The sequence below is a fragment of the Croceitalea marina genome, from assembly GCF_042684265.1.
In the GTDB taxonomy this organism is placed as follows: Bacteria; Bacteroidota; Bacteroidia; order Flavobacteriales; family Flavobacteriaceae; genus Croceitalea; species Croceitalea marina.
Window position 1 is genome coordinate 212,913 of sequence record NZ_JBHULB010000007.1, and the last position, 19,173, is coordinate 232,085.

The 19,173-nt window shown below is 41.0% G+C and carries 22 protein-coding genes; 12 read left to right on the forward strand and 10 right to left on the reverse strand.

Annotated features, from left to right (window positions below; genetic code table 11):
- Positions 1-18 precede the first annotated feature (18 nt).
- The 12 genes from ACFSQJ_RS05045 (at position 19) to ACFSQJ_RS05100 (ending at position 12,375) form a co-directional block, all read left to right on the forward strand.
- Positions 19-1,527 carry a thymidine phosphorylase family protein gene (locus tag ACFSQJ_RS05045; RefSeq protein WP_449257566.1) on the forward strand — a complete coding sequence of 503 codons (1,509 nt, stop codon included), beginning with the start codon at positions 19-21 and terminating at the stop codon, positions 1,525-1,527.
- 3 nt (positions 1,528-1,530) lie between these two features.
- On the forward strand, positions 1,531-2,670 hold the full coding sequence (locus tag ACFSQJ_RS05050) for a hypothetical protein (protein ID WP_272651042.1): 1,140 nt from the start codon (positions 1,531-1,533) through the stop codon (positions 2,668-2,670).
- Positions 2,612-3,505 carry a ribose-phosphate pyrophosphokinase gene (locus tag ACFSQJ_RS05055; RefSeq protein WP_377765885.1) on the forward strand — a complete coding sequence of 298 codons (894 nt, stop codon included), beginning with the start codon at positions 2,612-2,614 and terminating at the stop codon, positions 3,503-3,505. The genes ACFSQJ_RS05050 and ACFSQJ_RS05055 overlap by 59 nt, the downstream gene beginning before the upstream one ends.
- Positions 3,502-4,146: a hypothetical protein gene (locus tag ACFSQJ_RS05060; protein WP_377765886.1), complete on the forward strand. Its 645-nt coding sequence runs from the start codon at positions 3,502-3,504 to the stop codon at positions 4,144-4,146. The genes ACFSQJ_RS05055 and ACFSQJ_RS05060 overlap by 4 nt, the downstream gene beginning before the upstream one ends.
- 7 nt (positions 4,147-4,153) lie before the next feature.
- Positions 4,154-4,447, forward strand: coding sequence for a phosphoribosylpyrophosphate synthetase (locus ACFSQJ_RS05065; RefSeq protein ID WP_377765887.1), 294 nt, complete (start codon positions 4,154-4,156; stop codon positions 4,445-4,447).
- An 18-nt stretch (positions 4,448-4,465) separates the two neighbouring features.
- Positions 4,466-6,568, forward strand: a complete 2,103-nt coding sequence (locus ACFSQJ_RS05070; RefSeq protein WP_339337223.1) for a copper-translocating P-type ATPase — start codon at positions 4,466-4,468, stop codon at positions 6,566-6,568.
- Positions 6,568-7,776 carry an MFS transporter gene (locus ACFSQJ_RS05075; RefSeq protein ID WP_377765888.1) on the forward strand — a complete coding sequence of 403 codons (1,209 nt, stop codon included), beginning with the start codon at positions 6,568-6,570 and terminating at the stop codon, positions 7,774-7,776. Before ACFSQJ_RS05070 ends, ACFSQJ_RS05075 begins: the two co-directional genes overlap by 1 nt.
- Positions 7,777-7,778: 2 nt before the next feature.
- Complete coding sequence (locus tag ACFSQJ_RS05080) at positions 7,779-8,969, forward strand: phospholipase D-like domain-containing protein (protein ID WP_339337225.1); 1,191 nt, start codon at positions 7,779-7,781, stop codon at positions 8,967-8,969.
- A gap of 138 nt (positions 8,970-9,107) precedes the next feature.
- Positions 9,108-10,820 (forward strand): GMC family oxidoreductase, encoded by a 1,713-nt coding sequence (locus tag ACFSQJ_RS05085; protein ID WP_339337226.1) that lies wholly within the window; start codon positions 9,108-9,110, stop codon positions 10,818-10,820.
- Positions 10,820-11,467, forward strand: a complete 648-nt coding sequence (locus ACFSQJ_RS05090) for a gluconate 2-dehydrogenase subunit 3 family protein (protein ID WP_272651050.1) — start codon at positions 10,820-10,822, stop codon at positions 11,465-11,467. Before ACFSQJ_RS05085 ends, ACFSQJ_RS05090 begins: the two co-directional genes overlap by 1 nt.
- Before the next feature lie 58 nt (positions 11,468-11,525).
- Positions 11,526-11,978: a pyridoxamine 5'-phosphate oxidase family protein gene (locus tag ACFSQJ_RS05095; protein ID WP_339337227.1), complete on the forward strand. Its 453-nt coding sequence runs from the start codon at positions 11,526-11,528 to the stop codon at positions 11,976-11,978.
- A gap of 112 nt (positions 11,979-12,090) precedes the next feature.
- Positions 12,091-12,375, forward strand: coding sequence for a hypothetical protein (locus ACFSQJ_RS05100; RefSeq protein ID WP_377765889.1), 285 nt, complete (start codon positions 12,091-12,093; stop codon positions 12,373-12,375).
- A gap of 324 nt (positions 12,376-12,699) precedes the next feature.
- On the opposite strand, the gene ACFSQJ_RS05105 is transcribed toward ACFSQJ_RS05100, so the two are convergent.
- From ACFSQJ_RS05105 to ACFSQJ_RS05150, 10 genes are all read right to left on the reverse strand, one after another.
- Positions 12,700-13,521: a hypothetical protein gene (locus tag ACFSQJ_RS05105; RefSeq protein ID WP_339337229.1), complete on the reverse strand. Its 822-nt coding sequence runs from the start codon at positions 13,519-13,521 to the stop codon at positions 12,700-12,702.
- Between the two features lie 337 nt (positions 13,522-13,858).
- On the reverse strand, positions 13,859-14,344 hold the full coding sequence (locus tag ACFSQJ_RS05110) for a heavy-metal-associated domain-containing protein (RefSeq protein ID WP_339337230.1): 486 nt from the start codon (positions 14,342-14,344) through the stop codon (positions 13,859-13,861).
- A 27-nt stretch (positions 14,345-14,371) separates the two neighbouring features.
- On the reverse strand, positions 14,372-15,229 hold the full coding sequence (locus ACFSQJ_RS05115) for a hypothetical protein (RefSeq protein ID WP_377765890.1): 858 nt from the start codon (positions 15,227-15,229) through the stop codon (positions 14,372-14,374).
- A 20-nt stretch (positions 15,230-15,249) separates the two neighbouring features.
- Positions 15,250-15,576 carry a four-helix bundle copper-binding protein gene (locus ACFSQJ_RS05120; RefSeq protein ID WP_339337232.1) on the reverse strand — a complete coding sequence of 109 codons (327 nt, stop codon included), beginning with the start codon at positions 15,574-15,576 and terminating at the stop codon, positions 15,250-15,252.
- A gap of 78 nt (positions 15,577-15,654) precedes the next feature.
- A complete protein-coding gene (locus ACFSQJ_RS05125; RefSeq protein ID WP_339337233.1) occupies positions 15,655-15,924 on the reverse strand; it encodes a thioredoxin family protein in 270 nt (89 codons plus the stop codon).
- Positions 15,925-16,079: 155 nt separating this feature from the next.
- A complete protein-coding gene (locus ACFSQJ_RS05130) occupies positions 16,080-16,442 on the reverse strand; it encodes a metal-sensitive transcriptional regulator (RefSeq protein ID WP_339337234.1) in 363 nt (120 codons plus the stop codon).
- Positions 16,443-16,508: 66 nt separating this feature from the next.
- On the reverse strand, positions 16,509-16,718 hold the full coding sequence (locus tag ACFSQJ_RS05135) for a GDCCVxC domain-containing (seleno)protein (RefSeq protein WP_339337235.1): 210 nt from the start codon (positions 16,716-16,718) through the stop codon (positions 16,509-16,511).
- 9 nt (positions 16,719-16,727) lie between these two features.
- Positions 16,728-18,074 carry a dihydrolipoyl dehydrogenase family protein gene (locus ACFSQJ_RS05140; RefSeq protein WP_339337236.1) on the reverse strand — a complete coding sequence of 449 codons (1,347 nt, stop codon included), beginning with the start codon at positions 18,072-18,074 and terminating at the stop codon, positions 16,728-16,730.
- Positions 18,075-18,698 (reverse strand): mercuric transport protein MerTP, encoded by a 624-nt coding sequence (gene merTP, locus ACFSQJ_RS05145; RefSeq protein WP_339337237.1) that lies wholly within the window; start codon positions 18,696-18,698, stop codon positions 18,075-18,077.
- Between the two features lie 12 nt (positions 18,699-18,710).
- On the reverse strand, positions 18,711-19,082 hold the full coding sequence (locus tag ACFSQJ_RS05150) for an ArsR/SmtB family transcription factor (RefSeq protein WP_339337238.1): 372 nt from the start codon (positions 19,080-19,082) through the stop codon (positions 18,711-18,713).
- Positions 19,083-19,173: the final 91 nt, after the last annotated feature.

A 19,173-nucleotide genomic window follows, 5' to 3' on the forward strand; every position in this document is an offset into this window, starting at 1 on the left:
AAAATACAAAAGAATAACATGGAAATGGAAGAAAAATCAAACATTCTCAAATACAAACCTCTAGGCATTTACACGCAAAATGAAAACGTTGTGTACATGCGAGAAGATTGTCATGTCTGCATTTCGGAAGGTTTCGAAGCATTGACCCGAATAAGGGTATCGAACAATAGCACCTCGATAATTGCAAGCCTTCATATCATTACTTCAGATGTACTTAGGCCGGGCGAAATGGGGTTGTCACAAATAGCGGCAAAAAAACTCAAAGTATCGGACGGCGAAACGTTATACGTTTCCCATTTGGAACCCATAGAATCATTAAGTTTTGTAAGGTCAAAAATTTATAATCAAAGACTCGATTACAAAGCCTACAAAGACATCATAACGGATATCATCGAAGGGGATTATTCAAACATCCACCTATCGGCATTTATTACGGCCTGTGCTGGCGACCGAATGGATTTAGATGAAATCTCGGACCTTACCAAGGCGATGATAACCTCGGGAAAACAATTGGATTGGAACAAGGAAATAGTGGTGGACAAACACTGCATCGGAGGCCTACCGGGGAATAGAACAACGCCTATAGTTGTCGCAATTGCTGCCGCATACGGGCTGACAATGCCCAAAACTTCATCACGGGCCATTACTTCGCCAGCGGGTACGGCCGATACCATGGAAGTACTAACGAATGTTACCCTCTCTGGCGAAGAAATCAAACGTGTCGTGGAACAGGAAGGTGGATGTTTGGTGTGGGGCGGTACGGCACAATTAAGTCCAGCGGACGATATTCTCATCAAGGTGGAAAAAGCCTTGGATATTGACAGTGAAGGCCAGCTAATCGCCTCTGTATTGTCCAAAAAAGCAGCCGCAGGTTCTACCCATGTGGTCATCGACATTCCTGTTGGAGAAACGGCCAAGGTGCGCAGCGAAGAGGCCGCGCAAAAACTCAAGGAACATATGGAAGCCGTGGGCGATGCTGTGGGGCTTAAAATAAAGGTGGTCATTACCGATGGCAGCCAGCCCGTGGGAAGGGGTATCGGTCCCAATTTAGAAGCGGTTGATGTTCTAAGTGTTTTGCAGAATAAAGAGGATGCGCCACAAGACCTTAAAGAACGGGCAATATTGTTGGCGGGGCATCTCTTGGAGCTATCCGAAAAAGTGAAGCCCGAAAAAGGTCTTGAAATAGCGAAAGAACTGCTGGAAAGTGGAAAGGCCTACCAAAAATTCGAGGCCATATGCACGGCCCAAGGAAGATTTTCCAAAACCTATGTTGCCCCTTATCAATTTGAGATGCATGCACCTAAACGTGGGACGGTCAAAAAAATAAACAATCGAAAGATTGCAAAACTCGCAAAACTGTCAGGAGCGCCACAATCCAAATCGGCAGGCATTTCGATGAACGTCCGGTTGGGCGATGAGTTAGAAAAAGGAGAGTTGGTGTATATACTCCACGCGGAAACAAATGGGGAACTGAACTATGCCTTGGAATATTATGAGAATCATGATGATATTATCGAAATCGAATAATATATGGTAGATAAAGATAAAATATTAATAATCGGAGGGTACGGTACCGTTGGATCTATTGTCTCGCGACAGCTTGCATTGCAATATCCTTCAAAAATCATCGTCGGAGGCAGAAACAAGGATAAGGCCCAAATGCTTATTGAACAAAATGGACTTAATGCCAAGGCCATATATTTAGATGTTGAGAAAGAAAGATTGAAAGAAGTAGATTTCAATGAAATACATACTGCTGTAAGTTGTATAGAAACCATGAATATTTCCTTTATTCTTGAGTGTCTACAGTTCAATATTAATTATACAGAGGTTGGTGCCTCTTTCAAGGCACACAAACGATTTTTTGAACTATCGGATTACATCGACAATGCCGATTGTTTAGTAATTCCCAGTGTTGGTTTGGTGCCAGGTCTTTCAAATATATTGGCATTCAACGGTGCTAAGCAATTTGCCGAAATAGATGAAATACATACTTATGTGATACTTGGTTTGGGAGAATCACATGGTGTTGATTCCGTTAGGTGGATGCTGGAAAAGGCCAATAGTTCCTTCAAAATAAAGACAAAAAAAGGAAGTGTTGGCGTGAAAGGTTTTACCCACCCTAGATCGACCCGCTTATTGAACGAACAAAGAGAACGGACTTTCTATTTGTTCGATTTCTCGGACCATCACGCCATTCCACTTCTTGTGGATACCAAGGCCATAGATACCCGCATTGGTTTCGATTCAAAGGTGATTACGTATTTGTTCTATCTATTTCAGAAAATCGGTGTTTTGAAATGGTTTAAGAATATAAGTCCAAAAAGATTTAAAAAGGTTCTGGATTTTATCCGCATAGGTTCAGAACGGTTTGGGCTACAAATAGAGATTAATGGAAAAGACAGTCTAGGGATGCAGTACAGTATAAAGTATTTGGCGACAGGAGAAAATGAGGCACTGGCTACTGCAACGGCTACTTCATACGCCTCTGAACTGATGTACTTGAATAAAACCCAAAAAGGATTGAAACACATTGAGGAAGTTTGTGATTTTGATGAATTGAAGGGCTATCTGGAAAAACATAATGTTAAAATTTTAAATACAAGTGATTATGAAAACGATACTGTTCAGCCTTCCGGGAAACCAGGAACTTACGGCACAACTAGCTAAAAAGATGAACGCCGAAATCGGGGAGTGCAAATTGCGCAAATTTCCTGACGGCGAATCCTATACCCGTATCCTTTCCGATGTGAAAGGCAAATGTGTAGTAATGGTCTGTACCCTTCATGAACCCGATGAAAAACTGTTGCCGCTCTACTTTTTAAGCCATACTGCCAAATCATTAGGCGCTATGTGCACCTGTTTGGTGGCACCCTATTTGGCATATATGCGTCAGGACAAAGTGTTTCACGAGGGGGAAGGGGTTACCTCTTCTTATTTCGGGAAATTGATTTCAGGATTTGCAGATAGCATCACTACTATTGACCCGCATTTGCATAGAATAAGTTCTTTGGGCGAGGTATACGATATTCCAAATAGGGTCATCCGTGCCGCGGATGCCATCTCCAAATACATCAAGGAAAATATACACAATCCTGTACTGATTGGCCCTGATTCCGAAAGCGAGCAATGGGTCTCCGATGTGGCAAAAAAAGCAGGGGTTCCGTTTACCGTATTACAAAAGGTTCGTCATGGCGACAGAGATGTTGAAGTTTCCGTACCCGATGTAGAGAAATATAAAGAATCCACCCCGGTTTTGGTGGATGATATCATATCTACAGCCCGGACTATGATAGAAACTACGGAACATTTGAAAAATGCCGGAATGAAACCGCCTATTTGTGTAGGCATTCACGCCGTTTTTTCAGGAAACGCCTATCAAGATTTATTGGATTCCGGAGTAGAAAAAATTGTAACTTGTAATACCATACCACACTCTTCAAATGGAATAGATTTAAGTGATATTATGGCAAAAGAGGTAAAAAAATTAATGCACCATATATGAGAAAACAAGGCTTTATAGTACTAATCACTTTGTTCAGCATCACAATGACTGGACAAACTGAAATGCTTATTGGGCAGATTTCAGGTAGAGTTGTTGTTCGAGAAAATTTTGATGAAGAAGGCTCTTTTCTAAACAAACAAACTTTTGAAGCTGGTGAAACAATAAAGAAAAATGGATACTATGAAATTGAGGTGGTTACGGAATTGTTCTATGAAGACAAAAAATCGACCGATAAATACACCACAACCTATCGCTGTAAACCTGATGAAGCGAGTATAATGGTAATGGCTTTTCCTTTTTCAAACCCAAAATCAAAAGAGACCGAAATTAATACCACCTCTAAAAAATTTAAAGAGCTCTACGATTTGGACAGCCTTGAAGATATAGAGTTGGAAATGAGCTTTGATTCGGGCTTGTTGAATTTTTTTGGTTCAAAAAGCGTCATAAAGATTTACGACCGAACATTAGAGGGCAACAAAACCAACATTAATTCAAAAATCAATATTAAGGCCTATGCCTGGGGAATTCGCATTAAGCAACTCAACTATACTGTCAATGAAAAAATAAATGGTAAAGGCTTTCTGACCTTTCAGAAATTTACAGAGGAAGATAATAGTTATTTTACAATGACTTATAAATAGAACGAAAATGAACAACTACGACACACTTTCAGAAGCAATTAACGATTTGCAGGCAAATGGTTATACATATGATTTTAACCTAAAACCTGAATGTTTGGAGTGTGCTTCACTAAAAATTGAAATACACCCGGAAGATTTTAAAGTTGATGAGGTACATCGTTTTGAGGGAATGAGCAGTACGGATGACAATAGTATCCTGTATGCCATCTCTTCCAAAAATGGAATCAAGGGAACCTTGGTCGATGCCTACGGAGTATATGCCGAGAATATTTCAGAAGCTATGAGAAAAAAATTACGATAACACTTAAACAAGATAATAATGGAAAATCACGAACACCACAATCACGAAGAAATGGACCATTCAAAAATGGACCATTCGAAGATGAAACACAAAAAAGAAGACCATTCTAAAATGAACCACAAAGGTGGGGACCATTCGGGTCACAATCCGGGTCACGGTCAAATGGGTCACGACCATCATAAAATGATGGTCAAGGACTTTAGAAAACGGTTCTGGGTATCATTGATAATTACCATCCCAATTCTGTTCTTCTCGCCAATGATACAGGAATTTTTTGGTTATGATTATTTATTGCCGGGAAATCCCTATGTGCTGTTTATCCTATCGTCCTTTGTATATTTTTGGGGCGCATGGCCTTTCTTAAAAGGCTTTTATAAGGAAATTAAAGCTAAAGGTCCAGGAATGATGACCCTAATCTCCATGGCTATCAGTGTTGCCTATTTTTATAGTACGGCAACCGTTTTCGGACTTAAAGGCGAAGATTTCTTTTGGGAATTGAGTACGCTTATTGTCATTATGCTTTTGGGGCATTGGTTGGAAATGAAATCAGTTTTAGGTGCTTCCAAGGCGTTGCAATTATTGGTGAGCATGCTACCTTCGGAAGCGCACAAAGTTGTGGGCGATAAAATTGAAGATGTTAGTCTTGAAAACCTGGTGAAAGATGACATCATCCTAATAAAACCTGGAGAAAAAGTACCGGCAGACGGTATTATTACCGAAGGCACCAGTTACCTAAACGAATCCATGCTCACAGGCGAATCTAAACCAGTAAAAAAAGAATTGGATGACAAAGTAATCGGCGGTTCCATTAACGGCAACAGCACCTTAAAAGTAAAGGTTCAACATACAGGTAAGGACAGCTACCTCAACAAGGTTATTAAAATGGTCGATGAGGCACAACGTACTAAATCCAAAATGCAAAACCTTTCAGATAGGGCTGCAAAATGGTTGACCTACATCGCTTTAGTAATTGGTTTTGGAACATTAGCAGTTTGGCTGGCTTTAGGTTTTCCGTTCGTATATGCTTTGGAAAGAATGGTTACCGTTATGGTAATTGCCTGTCCGCATGCTTTAGGACTTGCCATTCCACTTGTGGTTGCGATTTCTACCGCAGTTTCAGCACAAAATGGCTTGCTTATTCGAAATAGAACTGCGTTTGAAGAATCCAGAAAGATATCGGCATTATTATTTGACAAGACTGGAACATTGACCAAAGGTGATTTTGGGGTTACCCGAATAGAATCTGTTATCCATAATTATTCAACAGCCGAAATCCTTCGATTGTCAAGTGCCCTGGAACAAAGCTCCGAACATCCCATTGCGGTCGGAATCATAAAAAAGGTAAAGGATGACAAGATAGCCATACCAAAACCTAAAAACTTCAATGCCATTACAGGAAAAGGAGTGGAAGCGATTGTGGAAGGCAAGGAAATAAAGGTGGTAAGCCCCGGTTATCTACGGGACGAAAAAATAACCATTCCCGAGGATGCCTATAGCGATGCGGCCGAAACAGTAGTGTTCGTTTTAATTGATGGAAAATTAGCAGGATACATAGCCCTTTCGGATGAAATTAGACCAGAATCCGCTAGTGCGATACAAACCTTTAAAAAGAACAATATTAAAGTATATATGGCTACCGGAGATAATGAAAAAACCGCTAAAGCCGTAAGCGATAAACTTGGACTGGATGGCTATTATGCTGAAGTATTGCCCCATCAAAAAGTTGAAATCGTGCAAGAATTACAGGGCAAAGGTGAATTTGTTGCCATGACAGGCGATGGCGTGAACGATGCACCTGCATTAGCACAGGCAAATGTTGGTGTTGCTGTGGGTTCTGGTTCTGATATAGCTGCTGAAACAGCCGATATTATTTTAGTGAACAGCAATCCAAAAGACATCGCTAACCTGATCTTATTCGGAAAGGCTACCTATAATAAAATGATTCAGAATTTAATATGGGCTACAGGTTATAATGTCGTAGCCATCCCGTTAGCAGCCGGTGTACTATATTCAACTGGATTCGTATTGGGACCAGCCGTAGCTGCTGTATTTATGAGTTTGAGTACGATTATAGTGGCCATTAATGCACAATTATTAAAGCGAAAAATCGGTAAAAAATAATGAACAAGAAAGAAAAGCTCAACAGGATATTTTTGGTTTTGTTGAGCCTATTTGTAGTAATGTTGGGGTACGGTATTCTACTGCCCATTCTTCCCTATTATACAGAAAGATTGGCATTAAAGGATAATCTGGATACCGACCTAATCAACTTCCACGTAGGGATGTTGACCAGCATTTATCCATTTTTTCAACTGGTATTCGTAATCGTGTGGGGCAGACTTTCCGATAAATATGGTCGTAAGCCCATAATTCTGGTTGGGCTTATCGGGTTTATAACAATGAACCTATTGACCGGTCTGGCAACTTCGCTCACCATGTTGTATGTAGCTCGTATAATCGGAGGAATATTTACCTCTTCGGTAATTCCCGTCAGCAATGCCTATCTAAGTGATATAACCTCGGAAAAGCGCAGAATCAAGATAATGGCATGGTCCGAGGTCGCGATCAGTTCGGGTGTTATCTTTGGCCCTGTTTTGGGGGGGCTGTTATCACAGACCAACGTGCACTTGAAATATTCTTTTGGCATATTTCATTTTGACCGATTTTCGGTTCCATTTTTCTTTGCTTCCATATTAGGGTTAATCATATTATTCGTAATTATGAAATGGTTGAAGAACACGGCAATAGTGACCAAGATCAGAGAAAAAACGATAAAATTTAATTTTACTTTTAGTAATTATTTTATCATACTGTTGCTGCTATCCTTTGTAATGCAATTTGTTGTGACCCTGTTTGAAACCGTATTTTCAATCTATGGCAAGGATGAATTAGCGTTCAATAGTAGTCAAGTCGGTATTGGCTTTATGCTTTGCGGTTCAGTGATGGCAGTCTTACAGCCTGTTTTTGCTACTTATGGGGAAAAGATAATGACCTCGAAACAGCAAATCACGTTAGGCTTAGTGATTACCGGACTTTCACTTATTGTATTCCCTTTTTTGCGCAATGAGCTATCTGTATATGGTATGATAATACTATTTGCCAGTGGTGGTGCGATGGTAACCCCAAATCTGCTTTCAGCCGTCTCTTTGTTATCTAAGGAAGATACGGGAAGAAACATTTCCATACAAAGCTCAACGAACAGTATCGGACAGATTTTGGGGCCCGTATTGGGAACTTGGTTGCTTGCAGGTGGCTTTTATTATCCTTTTATAATTGCAGGATTAGTCGTTTTAGTTGCAATAGGATTGGTTTATTATTTAAGGAAATAGTGATGATACAGAAATCAGCAGAAGATAATACCAAAAAAGTATTGCACGTTATGGACCATAATGAAGACTATATCGAGTTGGTGCATTCGGGCGAAGATTATTTTTATAGGTTGGAAAAAACAATTGAAAAGGCGCAAGAGGAAATACATTTACAAACCTACATTTTTGAAAACGATAGTACGGGAAATCGCATAGCTACTCTACTGAAGGAAGCCGCCAAACGAAAAGTCAAAGTGTATGTCTTACTGGATGCCTATGGCTGTGCTGCGCTCCCCGATAGTTTTGCCCATGATTTGGTACAACATGGTATTTCACTACGTTTTTTCTCCCCTTTGTTCTCTTGGAACAATTTTTATCTCGGTAGGCGTATGCATCACAAAGTAGTCGTTGCCGACGGAAAAACAGCACTCATCGGGGGAATCAATATTGCCGACAAATACCACGGCACAACTGAATCGGAGCCTTGGCTAGATTATGCCGTGCAGTTGTATTGTCCGGCCGCAGAAGATTTACAGAAACTGTGTAGGGATTATTTTTTTAAACAAAGTAGCTCAAAAAAAATAAAGCCTGTCTTGCATTTGGTGGAAAAAGCAAGGGTTGGAATCTTACAGAACGACTGGCTTAAAAGTAAAACTGAAGTCTGCGATGCCTATACTAATGCCATTCTCCATGCCGAAAAAGAGATAGTAATCGTAGGCTCGTATTTTTTGCCTGGAAGCATAATAGCAAAGGCATTGAAAAAAGCCTGTAAAAGAGGAATAAAGACAACGGTAATCTTAGCGGGCATTAGCGATGTGCCGTTGGTACGTAGGGCAACCGAACATTTGTATTCCTCTTTTTTAAACCACCATATGAGGATATATGAGTGGAACAAATCCGTAGTGCATGGTAAAGCCTCCGTGGTAGATAAAAAATGGTCCACCGTAGGCTCATTTAACCTGAACAGTCTTAGTTGCTACGGTAGTATTGAAATGAACGTGGAAATTCACTCCGTAGAATTTGCCGAAAACCTTCGCGCTGACTTTGAAAAGGTTATCAGCGAGTGTAGCGAAATTACAAAGGAGAGTCTCAAACAAAGAGCAGGTATATTCAACAGGTTGGCAAATTGGGTTTCCTATCAAATGGTTCGTACGGCGATGCTTTTACTCACCTTTCTTCCCCATTTAAGGTTTTTGAAAGACTACAGGTTATAGAATATTGATAAATGGTTATAAGAACTATGGAGCCCGATTAGAAAACTAAATGCTAAAAGATGATAAAAATGTGAACACAAAGTCATTTATACATTTTAAGATAGCGAAAGAATGAATGGCTTTTTAAAAGATTTGACAATGAAAAAATTCTATTACAACGAAGAACAGCAATCCTATGATGCGATTGTTGTGGGAACCGGCATCAGCGGTGGCTGGGCCGCCAAAGAACTTTGTGAGAACGGCCTTAAGACCTTGGTTCTTGAGCGTGGAAGGATGGTACGCCATATCGAGGACTATCCGACTGCCTATAAAGATCCATGGGACTTACGGAACGGAGGGAAACCAACCCAGGAAGATTTAAAAAAACAACCAAAGCAAAATAGGACCGGGTACACGACCAATGCGGCCAGTGCCCTTTGGTTCGTGAACGATTTGGAACACCCCTACAACGAAATCAAACGTTTTGACTGGATGCGTGGCTACCATGTGGGTGGGCGTTCTATCATGTGGGGGCGACATAGTTACCGCTGGAGCGATATCGATTTTACCGCCAACCAGCGAGAGGGAATCGCAGTGGATTGGCCTGTTAGATATAAAGATATTGCCCCTTGGTACGATAAAGTAGAGACCTATATCGGCGTGTCGGGGGAAAATCTTGGGTTGAAACAATTACCCGATGGCCAGTTTTTACCGATGATGGAACTAAATTGTGTCGAACAACGTTTTCGGGAAAAGGTAAGCGAGAATTTCGATGGCCGTGTGGTCACGGCAGGAAGGGTCGCCAATATCACGGGAACCAAGAAATTCGAGGGACGGCAGCATTGCATGTTCAGAAATCGCTGTATTAGGGGTTGCCCATTCGGGGCGTATTTTAGCAGCAATTCATCTACTTTGCCCGCTGCCGAACGCACCGGAAATATGACATTGAGACCAGATTCCATCGTACATCAGATAATATACGGTCCGGATACGAAACGGGCAACCGGAGTTAAGGTCATCGATAGGGTCTCCAAGGAAGCCTACGAATTCAAGGCCAAGGTAATTTTCTTATGCGCCTCGGCCATTGCCTCAACCTCTATATTAATGCAATCGAGATCCGATCGCTTCCCAAACGGGATGGGCAACGACTCAGATCAATTGGGAAGAAATATCATGGATCACCATCTCGGTGTCGGGGCACAAGGAAAGTTCGACGGCTTCGAGGATAGATACTATAAAGGAAGAAAACCTAATGGCATCTATATTCCGCGTTTTAGAAATCTGGGCGACAATACCAACAGAAACGATTACAAAAGGGGCTTTGGCTACCAGGGCGGTGGCGGAAGGGGCAACTGGGAAGACTTGATCGCGGAACTATCTTTTGGCAAGGAACTCAAGGAGGCCGTTCTAAAACCGGGAGGTTGGTCCATGGGCCTTGGGGGCTTCGGTGAAGTGCTCCCATATGAAGACAACAGAATGACCTTGGACTATGATAAATTGGACGGCTGGGGGCTGCCCACGGTAACCTTCGATGCCGAATTCAAGGCGAATGAATGGGCCATGCGCAAAGACATGAAAGAATCCGCCGTTGAAATGCTCCAGAAGGCAGGTTTTCGCAACGTAGAACCTTATGACACCCCCGGGGCACTGGGTCTTGGCATTCATGAAATGGGTACGGCCCGGATGGGCAGGGACCCTAGGACTTCTGTCCTTAATGGAAACAATCAAATTCATGACGTTCCCAATGTATACGTAACCGACGGGGCTTTTATGACCTCTGCCAGTTGTGTAAACCCATCATTGACCTACATGGCCTTTACGGCGAGAGCTGCCGATCATGCAGCGCAAGAACTTAAAAAAGGAAATATCTAATGGAAAGAAGAAAAGCATTGAAGAACATGGGGCTGTCTCTTGGTTATATTGTGGCAACCCCGACATTGATGGGCATTGCCCAAAGCTGTAAAAATGAAAGTGCAACTACATGGACACCGAAATTTTTTACAAAGGAAGAAGGTACGGTTATTACTCACTTGGTGGACATTATTCTTCCAAAGACCGATACACCGTCGGCCTCTGAGGTAAAAACACACCTATTTATCGACAAATTTTTCGATGAGGCCATGGAGAAGAATCAGCAGGATTTCGTTAAAATGTCAATGGGCCGTTTTATGGACAAAGCTTTAAAGGATTCTGGCAAGGATAGGGCATTTGACCTCACTCCCGAGGATTTAAAGCCGGTCTTGGCCTCGTCATTAAAGGTATCCAAAGAACAGGAGGCCAAAAATTTTGAAACGATAAACTCGTATCAAGAATCGGTTGCCCATGGTAACATTGCTAATCTGGATGACATTGTTGCCCGATTTGGCTTTGCGAACAATCTTCGTGGGCTGACTATCTGGGGCTATAAAATCTCTGAATATATGGGTGAGGAAGTACTGGCCTATCTCCCTATTCCGGCAGAATATATTTCATGTGAGGCTACACAAAAACTTACTGGAGGTAAAGCATGGTCATTATAATTAATCGACCTGTTCCAAAACAGTCTCTAAACGATTTGTAATTTTAAAAAAAAAAACGATGACAGATTTAACAACAAGCGCAAGTACGCGTGTCTTCAGAAACAACTACCTTGGCCACCTGGCCTATCTATGGCAGGGCAAACCCTATGTAATTCCCATTACCTATTATTTTGATCCTACTGACAATACAATCATTAGCTATACCTCGGAAGGCCATAAAATCGATGCGATGCGCAAAAACAATTCGGTCTCCGTACAGGTTGAAGAAATACAATCCATGTTTAATTGGGAATCGGCCATGGCACACGGCACATTCGAAGAACTTGAAGGCAGCGTTGCAAAGCAAAAGTTACACGTATTTACCGAAGGCATAAAAAATACAATAAAACGAAAAGAACACAAAGAGGTCGAGTTCATCAACGAATTTTCAAGCAAATTATACTCTAGGGGTATTCCAATTGTTTACCGTATCAAAATACTGGAAATTATGGGAAAACGCAGGGAAACCTAAAGATACTATCAATAATGGGCTAAAGCTATAGGGCAATTTTAAAAAATGATGAAATGCCAAGAATAGATACATTGAACGTTATGATAGAAAGTAACTTTATACTACTATAGCTATGTTAAAACGGGCAAATCTTTTATTACCCTTAATTTTGTTGATTTTATTGGCATGTAATAACGACGACCAAGGTTCACAACAGGTTAACCTATTGTTTACCGAAGATAATCTAATAGGAGATTGGAAAAGGATAGCTGAATTTAGGGGGCAACCCAATGATTCGCTGGGAATATTATATCAACGGAAGATTTGTTTGCCAAGTTCGAAAGTTGTCGTAAAGACGATATTCTCCGATATGAACAGGGCACGACTCCCCAAGAAAACATCTATTTCTGGGGAATAGGGGAAATTGCATGCCATAGCCAGATAGCCAACTCATTCTTTGAGATTGGTACTTGGAACATCGAGGAATCGGGGAAACTGACCCATTCCTATTCTGATGTTAGCAAATCGCTTATCGTGATTATATTGACAACTCAGAAGTTACTTATTAGGAATGAATCAGGCACGAAAGCACTTGACGGAACCGTCTATGAATTTACTGAATATGAACGTGTGAGATAAAATTAATTGCATCGGTTGAGTCACTAAATTAAAAGGAATAGCTAAAATAGGAGCCATCTTTTTCTTATCACTCCATGTCAAACCTCCAATCAACAGAAACAAGTCACCTCTTTTGATAGATCAAAATGGAATTCTCCTTAAAATTTGTAATGTATAAATATTCCATATCCAATAAAACATCCGTAGGATAATTTATCCCTTCTTCCAAAACTTGAAACAGTTGCCCATCATAGCCATAAAGCAAAACACGATCGTTCTCTTGATCTGTTACCGCTATTTCCTGACTATTCAAAGCAATACCAGAGGCCACGTTTATTTGGTCATTTAGACCAATCGTCTTTAAGTGTTTTCCACCAAAACCAAAGACCTGAACCCTGTGGTTATAGGCATCCGTTACATATACTTTCCCCTCTTTTAGCTTGACATCTATTGGATAGTACAGTTCGCCCTCCTTGTGGCCCTGCTTGCCAATGGTAAAACTTTCATTCGATGTCTGTACTAGAATCCGATGATTGTAAAAATCCGCTATTAGAATACTATCCCCATATACCGAAACACCGGCCGGGGCCTGTGGTCGTTTATTGATTTTCAAGGGGCGGGAGTTTCCCATTTTATATTGCCAGATGGTGTCGGTCAAAAATTCGGGGATATATAGTGCTCCCTTGTCAAAATGTATGTTCATTGGCCTTTGGATACCGGTGATTGAATCTAATACCTGCCCATTCAGGGCAATTTTATATAAACGAAAATGATCAGGATCCGAAAACCAAATGGTTTCCCCGTCCTTGGCCAATGCCAAGGGGCGGGATTCTATGGGTAGCTTAATTTTCCTTTCGAAATGCCATTGTTTTTTAACCTTTTTACAACTAGATATGACAAGAACCAAAAAAACAACGGGGAAGATGTACACCTTTCTAAAATTCATACCAAAAGTTTACTATCATAGAAATTAAAACCAGAGATGTAATTATCCATAGAGACCAGGAGTTGATACCACGATTGATTTTACCATCTTGGCACGATTTCCTCCGGCAAAGCCTCTTCGAACCTTCAAAATTTTTATAGTGTGCGACTCCAAGGCTGCCAACCGAAAATAGAGTCAGATAGATCTCGGCGGGGTGTACCCATTGAAAACCTCTACTTATAAATCCCAATCCGGCCACCACCGAAAGCAATGCGGGAATGAAACAACACATCAAGGGAAGAACGGCAGCAAGCAAACTGGAGCTCAATAACATTTTGACGAAAGACTTCATAAAAACTTATTTGACTTTTGTAAGTATTATGGCCCATCGGCCCGAAAGGTTTCCATCCTCCTCATCTTCTACCGTACCACTTACAATTGCCATTCCAGGAGTCAATGCTTGCACTAGTTCAGTCGGTGAATGCTGCGATATATCAAATAGCTCTTGGCCGGTTTCAATTACCCACAGCCCGTTTTCCTTCTTCACGGTTCCTGAAATGGTGATTTGGGCTTTCTTTGCTGAAAAACCATTCTTCTTTACTTCCTCTTGGATATTTTTGAGGCTTAAACCGTTATTTTTCAAAAGTTGCAAATAGGCTTTCCCGTCGTTAAGACTTACCCTTACATTTTGAAGTCCGTCCATTTTGTTTAGACCGCGTTCAAGACCATAGGCACAAGGTGCACAATCCATTCCATAGACCTCTTGGTCAACTTTTTGAATTTGTGCCTCGGAACTCAAAGTACCGAGTAATGCTATTATCATAACCAATGCTATTTTTTTCATCTTCTTAATTTTTAAATTTTAATTCTATTATAACCAATAACTTAGATTAATGGATACCCTATAATTTTCTTTTACGGCACTTGGCGTCAAATCCTGCACCACCGGAAACAAGGCTCCAAATGAAATCCCCCACGCTCCGTACAACCCTAAAAATGAAGGTCCCATCAATACTTTTTTACTTCTTGTATCACTAAAATTTTGTTGTCCGTTATATTTATTGTCACCGGGGAATTCTGCCATTGTTTCCAAAAATATCCTCCAATCGGGTTTTGGATAATCGCCCATAAAGATATTGGGGCGATACCCTACCACAGCACTCGCGTATGGCAGGTCGCCGAGTTGTTCGTTATCTTTTTCAAAGTAATATTGATAGCCACCACCTAACCACGCATACCAGGTACGTGAAGCATATCCCGTAGAAATTGCACCGTGAATGGAATTGCCCACGTTTACTTGCGCGCGGACATCATCGGTAGGTGCTGAAACCCCGAGGACAGCTGTTCCCTCAAAACGTTTTCCCACCCCAAAGGCATTGGAAAAAAATCGATACCAAAGAGATGCTTCTATATCGCCATTTGCGGGCATATTGCTATTCCCCCTTGTTCTCGGCGCATTGTCAAGCCGCTCTATCATAGTGGGTGTGGTCAAGTTAATCTGCAAATCTTCGGTGATACCATAGGAAAACAAATAACGCAGCATATAAGAAGTTTCGTTCTCGGTGCTCAAACTCATACTTGCGACATTTAGATCCACGCCACCCCTCGCGAGGGTCGGGGTCTGTAAACCATATAATGGCCCGTGTCCCTGCGCATTAAGAATGGATATTGTCGATGAGCAGAGTATAATGATTAGAACGATTTTGAGATGTAAATTAGAAATGGCCATAAATCACTTGTTTTTAAATGTTAAGCTGCCATTTTTTTACAACTCTCGGCACAGGCATAGCATTTTTCCGCACATTGCTGGCAAACCTCGCTATCGAATTTTGCACATTCATCGGCGCAGGCTTTACATAAGTCCGCACAAATGGCACATAAGCGCTTCGAATAATCAGATTGGCTGGCGAGTAATTGAACACAAGCGATACATAGCGCAATGCAATCCAAACAAAACTGATGGCATTTTTTCATATCGGGTTCGCCCAAATGTTGGTCAAGGCAGATTCTTGCCGCAGTAATACAGGCATTGCAATCATCAATACATTTTTGTAATTCAGAATTTAATGGTTTCATATTTTTTGGATTTTAAATGATATCCTGTTGGTACGGCAACAGGATAATTGGTGAAAATGGCCGTACCCAAATCTTTTTTTAATTTTGTCCAATACCCGCTTTCATCAACTTTTCTTTGGTAATGGCGGAATCCTTGCAGCAATCCAATAATTTTCCGTTTACGGCTACTGCGGGTATTTTTTGTACCCCATATTCGTTCATCTTGGTAAGATAAGTCTTATCATCGCATTGTTTTACCAAATCGTATGTTGTTACTTCACATTCATCACAGGCCAGTTCCTCAATCATTTTGACCACTGGGTCACAAACGGGGCAGTTGGCTGTAAAGACTTCTACTTGACGTTTCATAATCTCTTTTTTTTATTAGTATTTCATTTATAATGGCTTATCAATTAAGCACGGTACAAAGGTAGGTGGGTGCCCGGGGTGGTCTCCAAACATTATTTCAAAAAAAAATGACCCATAACTTTGGGCCATCAACGGGGGTTGTTTTTTTGCGAGTTCTATTCCTCGTTAGAGTCTTCCAATTTGGATTTGAGCGTGGCAATTTCTTTCATTTTGTCGGTAAGACTGTCCAGCTCCAAATCAGGGAACTGTTTCCGTATAAATTCAATACGGTCTTCATTACCACAATCTCCAGGACAAGCTTCCACGGTTTCTGAAATCTTGATTGCCAAGGCCTTTCTGTAAGTTTCGTCCAGTAACAGGAAATGAGCCTTGTCCAAACCCTTTTGTGCTGCTTTGAACTGTATCAATATCTTTTCAGGATCTGTATCCTCGTCCAGCATTTTAATGAGGCCGCTAAGTTGCCCATTAATACTTTGTAACCTTGTTTTTATGTCCTTACTTAAATCCCGTGGTATCATTTGTTAAAATTTTATTGCAATGTAAGTATGCTCGTAGGGTGGTCTCCAAATATTTTTCCAATTTTATTAGCAATATTTTGAACCTTCCTGAATAGGTGGACAGGCCACAGTTCCGTAAGAACAGAATACGCAGCAATCGCCTTCTTTTGGTTTTAGTATTTGTTTGCAATTATCACATTCATAAAAGAATTGACAGGCCGTGGTTGGCATCTCTTCAGCCTTTTTGTGGCCGCATTCCGGACAGGTAATCGTAGATTTTAATATAGTAGTTTCCATAAATAATAGTTAGAGCATATAGGTTAGGTCAGATGCCATTGTAGGATATGAAAATATCATTGTCCGCAAATCGCTTATGGTCATCTTGGTCTTTATCGCCATTGCGAAAAGATTGATGGTTTCTTCACAGTGAGGCCCGATAAGATGTGCGCCCAAAATGGTATTGTTATCTTTATCGATGATTGTTTTAAAAGCATATTTATCCACATTCAGCCGTCTCGCATTGAACCAATCATCCACTTTTTCAAAATTGACATTGATATCATATCCCTTTTCTTTGGCCTCATCTTCCAATAGGCCAACGGTTGCCATAGCGGGCAAAGTGAAAACTACGGAAGGCATTGGGGGATAACTGACTTTCTTCTCATTTCCTTTAATGATATTTGAAGCTACGACGTGTCCTTCCAAAACAGCTACGGGTGTCAGGGGCAACCCTCTTGAGTCCGCTGCATCGCCAGCTGCATATATGTTCGCGTTCGATGTGCTCTGAAGGTATTCGTTGACCTCTATGCCCTTTTTTGAGAAGGATATACCCGCTTTTTCCAATTCTAAATCAAAAATGGCTGGGGGACGACCAGCGGAATTAAATACCGCTGCCGATTTGAAGTTAGTTTCCTTTCCGTTTGAAATTCCTGTAGTTATGTAGTTGTCATCTTTACGTTCAATTTTAGAAACTTCAGTTTCAAGAACGAGCTTAACACCTAATTTACGTGTGGCATCGACCAAATGTTTTACAATATCCTTGTCAAAGTTTTCCAATGGACGTTTGCCTCGATGTACTATTGTTACCTCGGCACCGGAACGTGCGGCAATATGGGCGAATTCAAAGGCGATATATCCACCACCGATGAAAAGCAGGGATTGGGGTAATTCCTTAAGGTTTAGAAAATCCGTACTCGTTTTCGCAAGCTGTCCGCCTTCAAAATCTAAAACTTTTGGTTTTGAACCTGACGCAATTACAACTTTATCAGCTTGAATGGTCTCGTTACCTACACATAAGGACTTTTCATTTATAAACGTAGCGGAACTGTGAAAGGTGTCGATGCCGTTCTTCTTATACCCCTTTTCTATTTTCCTCGGCATTTCATCGACAAAGGTCTGTTTGAACGCCATTATATCCTTCCAGTTGATATTCGGAATGGTATCAATGCCTTTCCCTTTAAGTCTTTTAGCGAAGTCGCGTACTTCCGTGGCACCGATAATCACTTTTTTTGGGTCACAGCCTCGTAGGGCACAAGTGCCACCATAAGGCAGTTCATCAGTAATGCCCACCGAAAGACCTTTTGAAGCGCATTTATTGGCGATTGTCATACCTGACATACCCGAACCAATAATGAAAACATCATATTTTTTCATCTACTTATTTTCTTTAGTGGTTTTCTCGACAACTTTATAGCCGGTGCTTTCTATAGCTTTTCGTATTGCGGGCAAATCGGTTTTGGCCTTGTCAAATTCCACTATGGTGTTGGCATTTTCGTAGCTGGCTTTGACCGAAATAATTCCGTCCAATTTATTGACTTCACTTTCTACGTGTGCCTCACAACCTGCACAGGTCATTCCAGCGACTTCAAAAGTCTGCTTTTTGATATTCGATTGAGAGACATAGACGATATCCTTGGTGGGCTGTGCATAAAATAGGTTGGAATAGTACGGAAAGGCCAGCATCAATGCGGCGAATAGTGTTACTATCAACAAGAAGCGTTTGGATTGCCAAAATGATGGTTTCGCATCATCTTCACAGGCGCAATCTATTTCTTCCTGTGTTTTCGGTCGCAGTTTCTGATACCAGGCAAACACCAAAACAATAATGGTCAAGCCGATAAGATAGGGTCTAAATGGCTCGACCCAAGAAAAGGTAGATGCAATTCCGCTTGTTCCGGCAATTAATGCCAAGACAGGGGTTATACAACATATTGATGCTGCAACTGCGGTAAAAATGCCGGTATAGGCCGCGGTATTTGAAGTTTTATTCGGTGCCATAATGTAAACTTTCTAAGCTGTTTTCTTTCTTGCTGAAATTGAATTGAAAATTCCATTCAAAACATTGTCCTCACTCTTTACCAGCGAATAATATAATGTTTGCCCTTCACGTCTCGACAAAATAATTCCTGCATCCTTCATTTTACGGATATGTTGGGATACGGCAGGAACACTCATTTCAAGAATGTCAGCAATATCGCAAGGGCATAATTCGTTTTCTATGTTCAAGAGGAACAGGACTTTCAGTCGCACCTCGCTTCCCGCGAGAGACAAAACTTTGCTTATTGCTTCTAAGCTGCCCGAAGAATTCTCTATGGTTTCCTTGCATCTCGATATTTGCTTCTTGTCTGCTTCGTTCCGTGTACAAGTTATTTCCAAGCTCATCTTTTTTTATTTAAAGTGGTCACAAATATATCATTATTATATTATTTAAGCAAATACTTAAATATATATTGTTGTTGCACTTGCAAACATT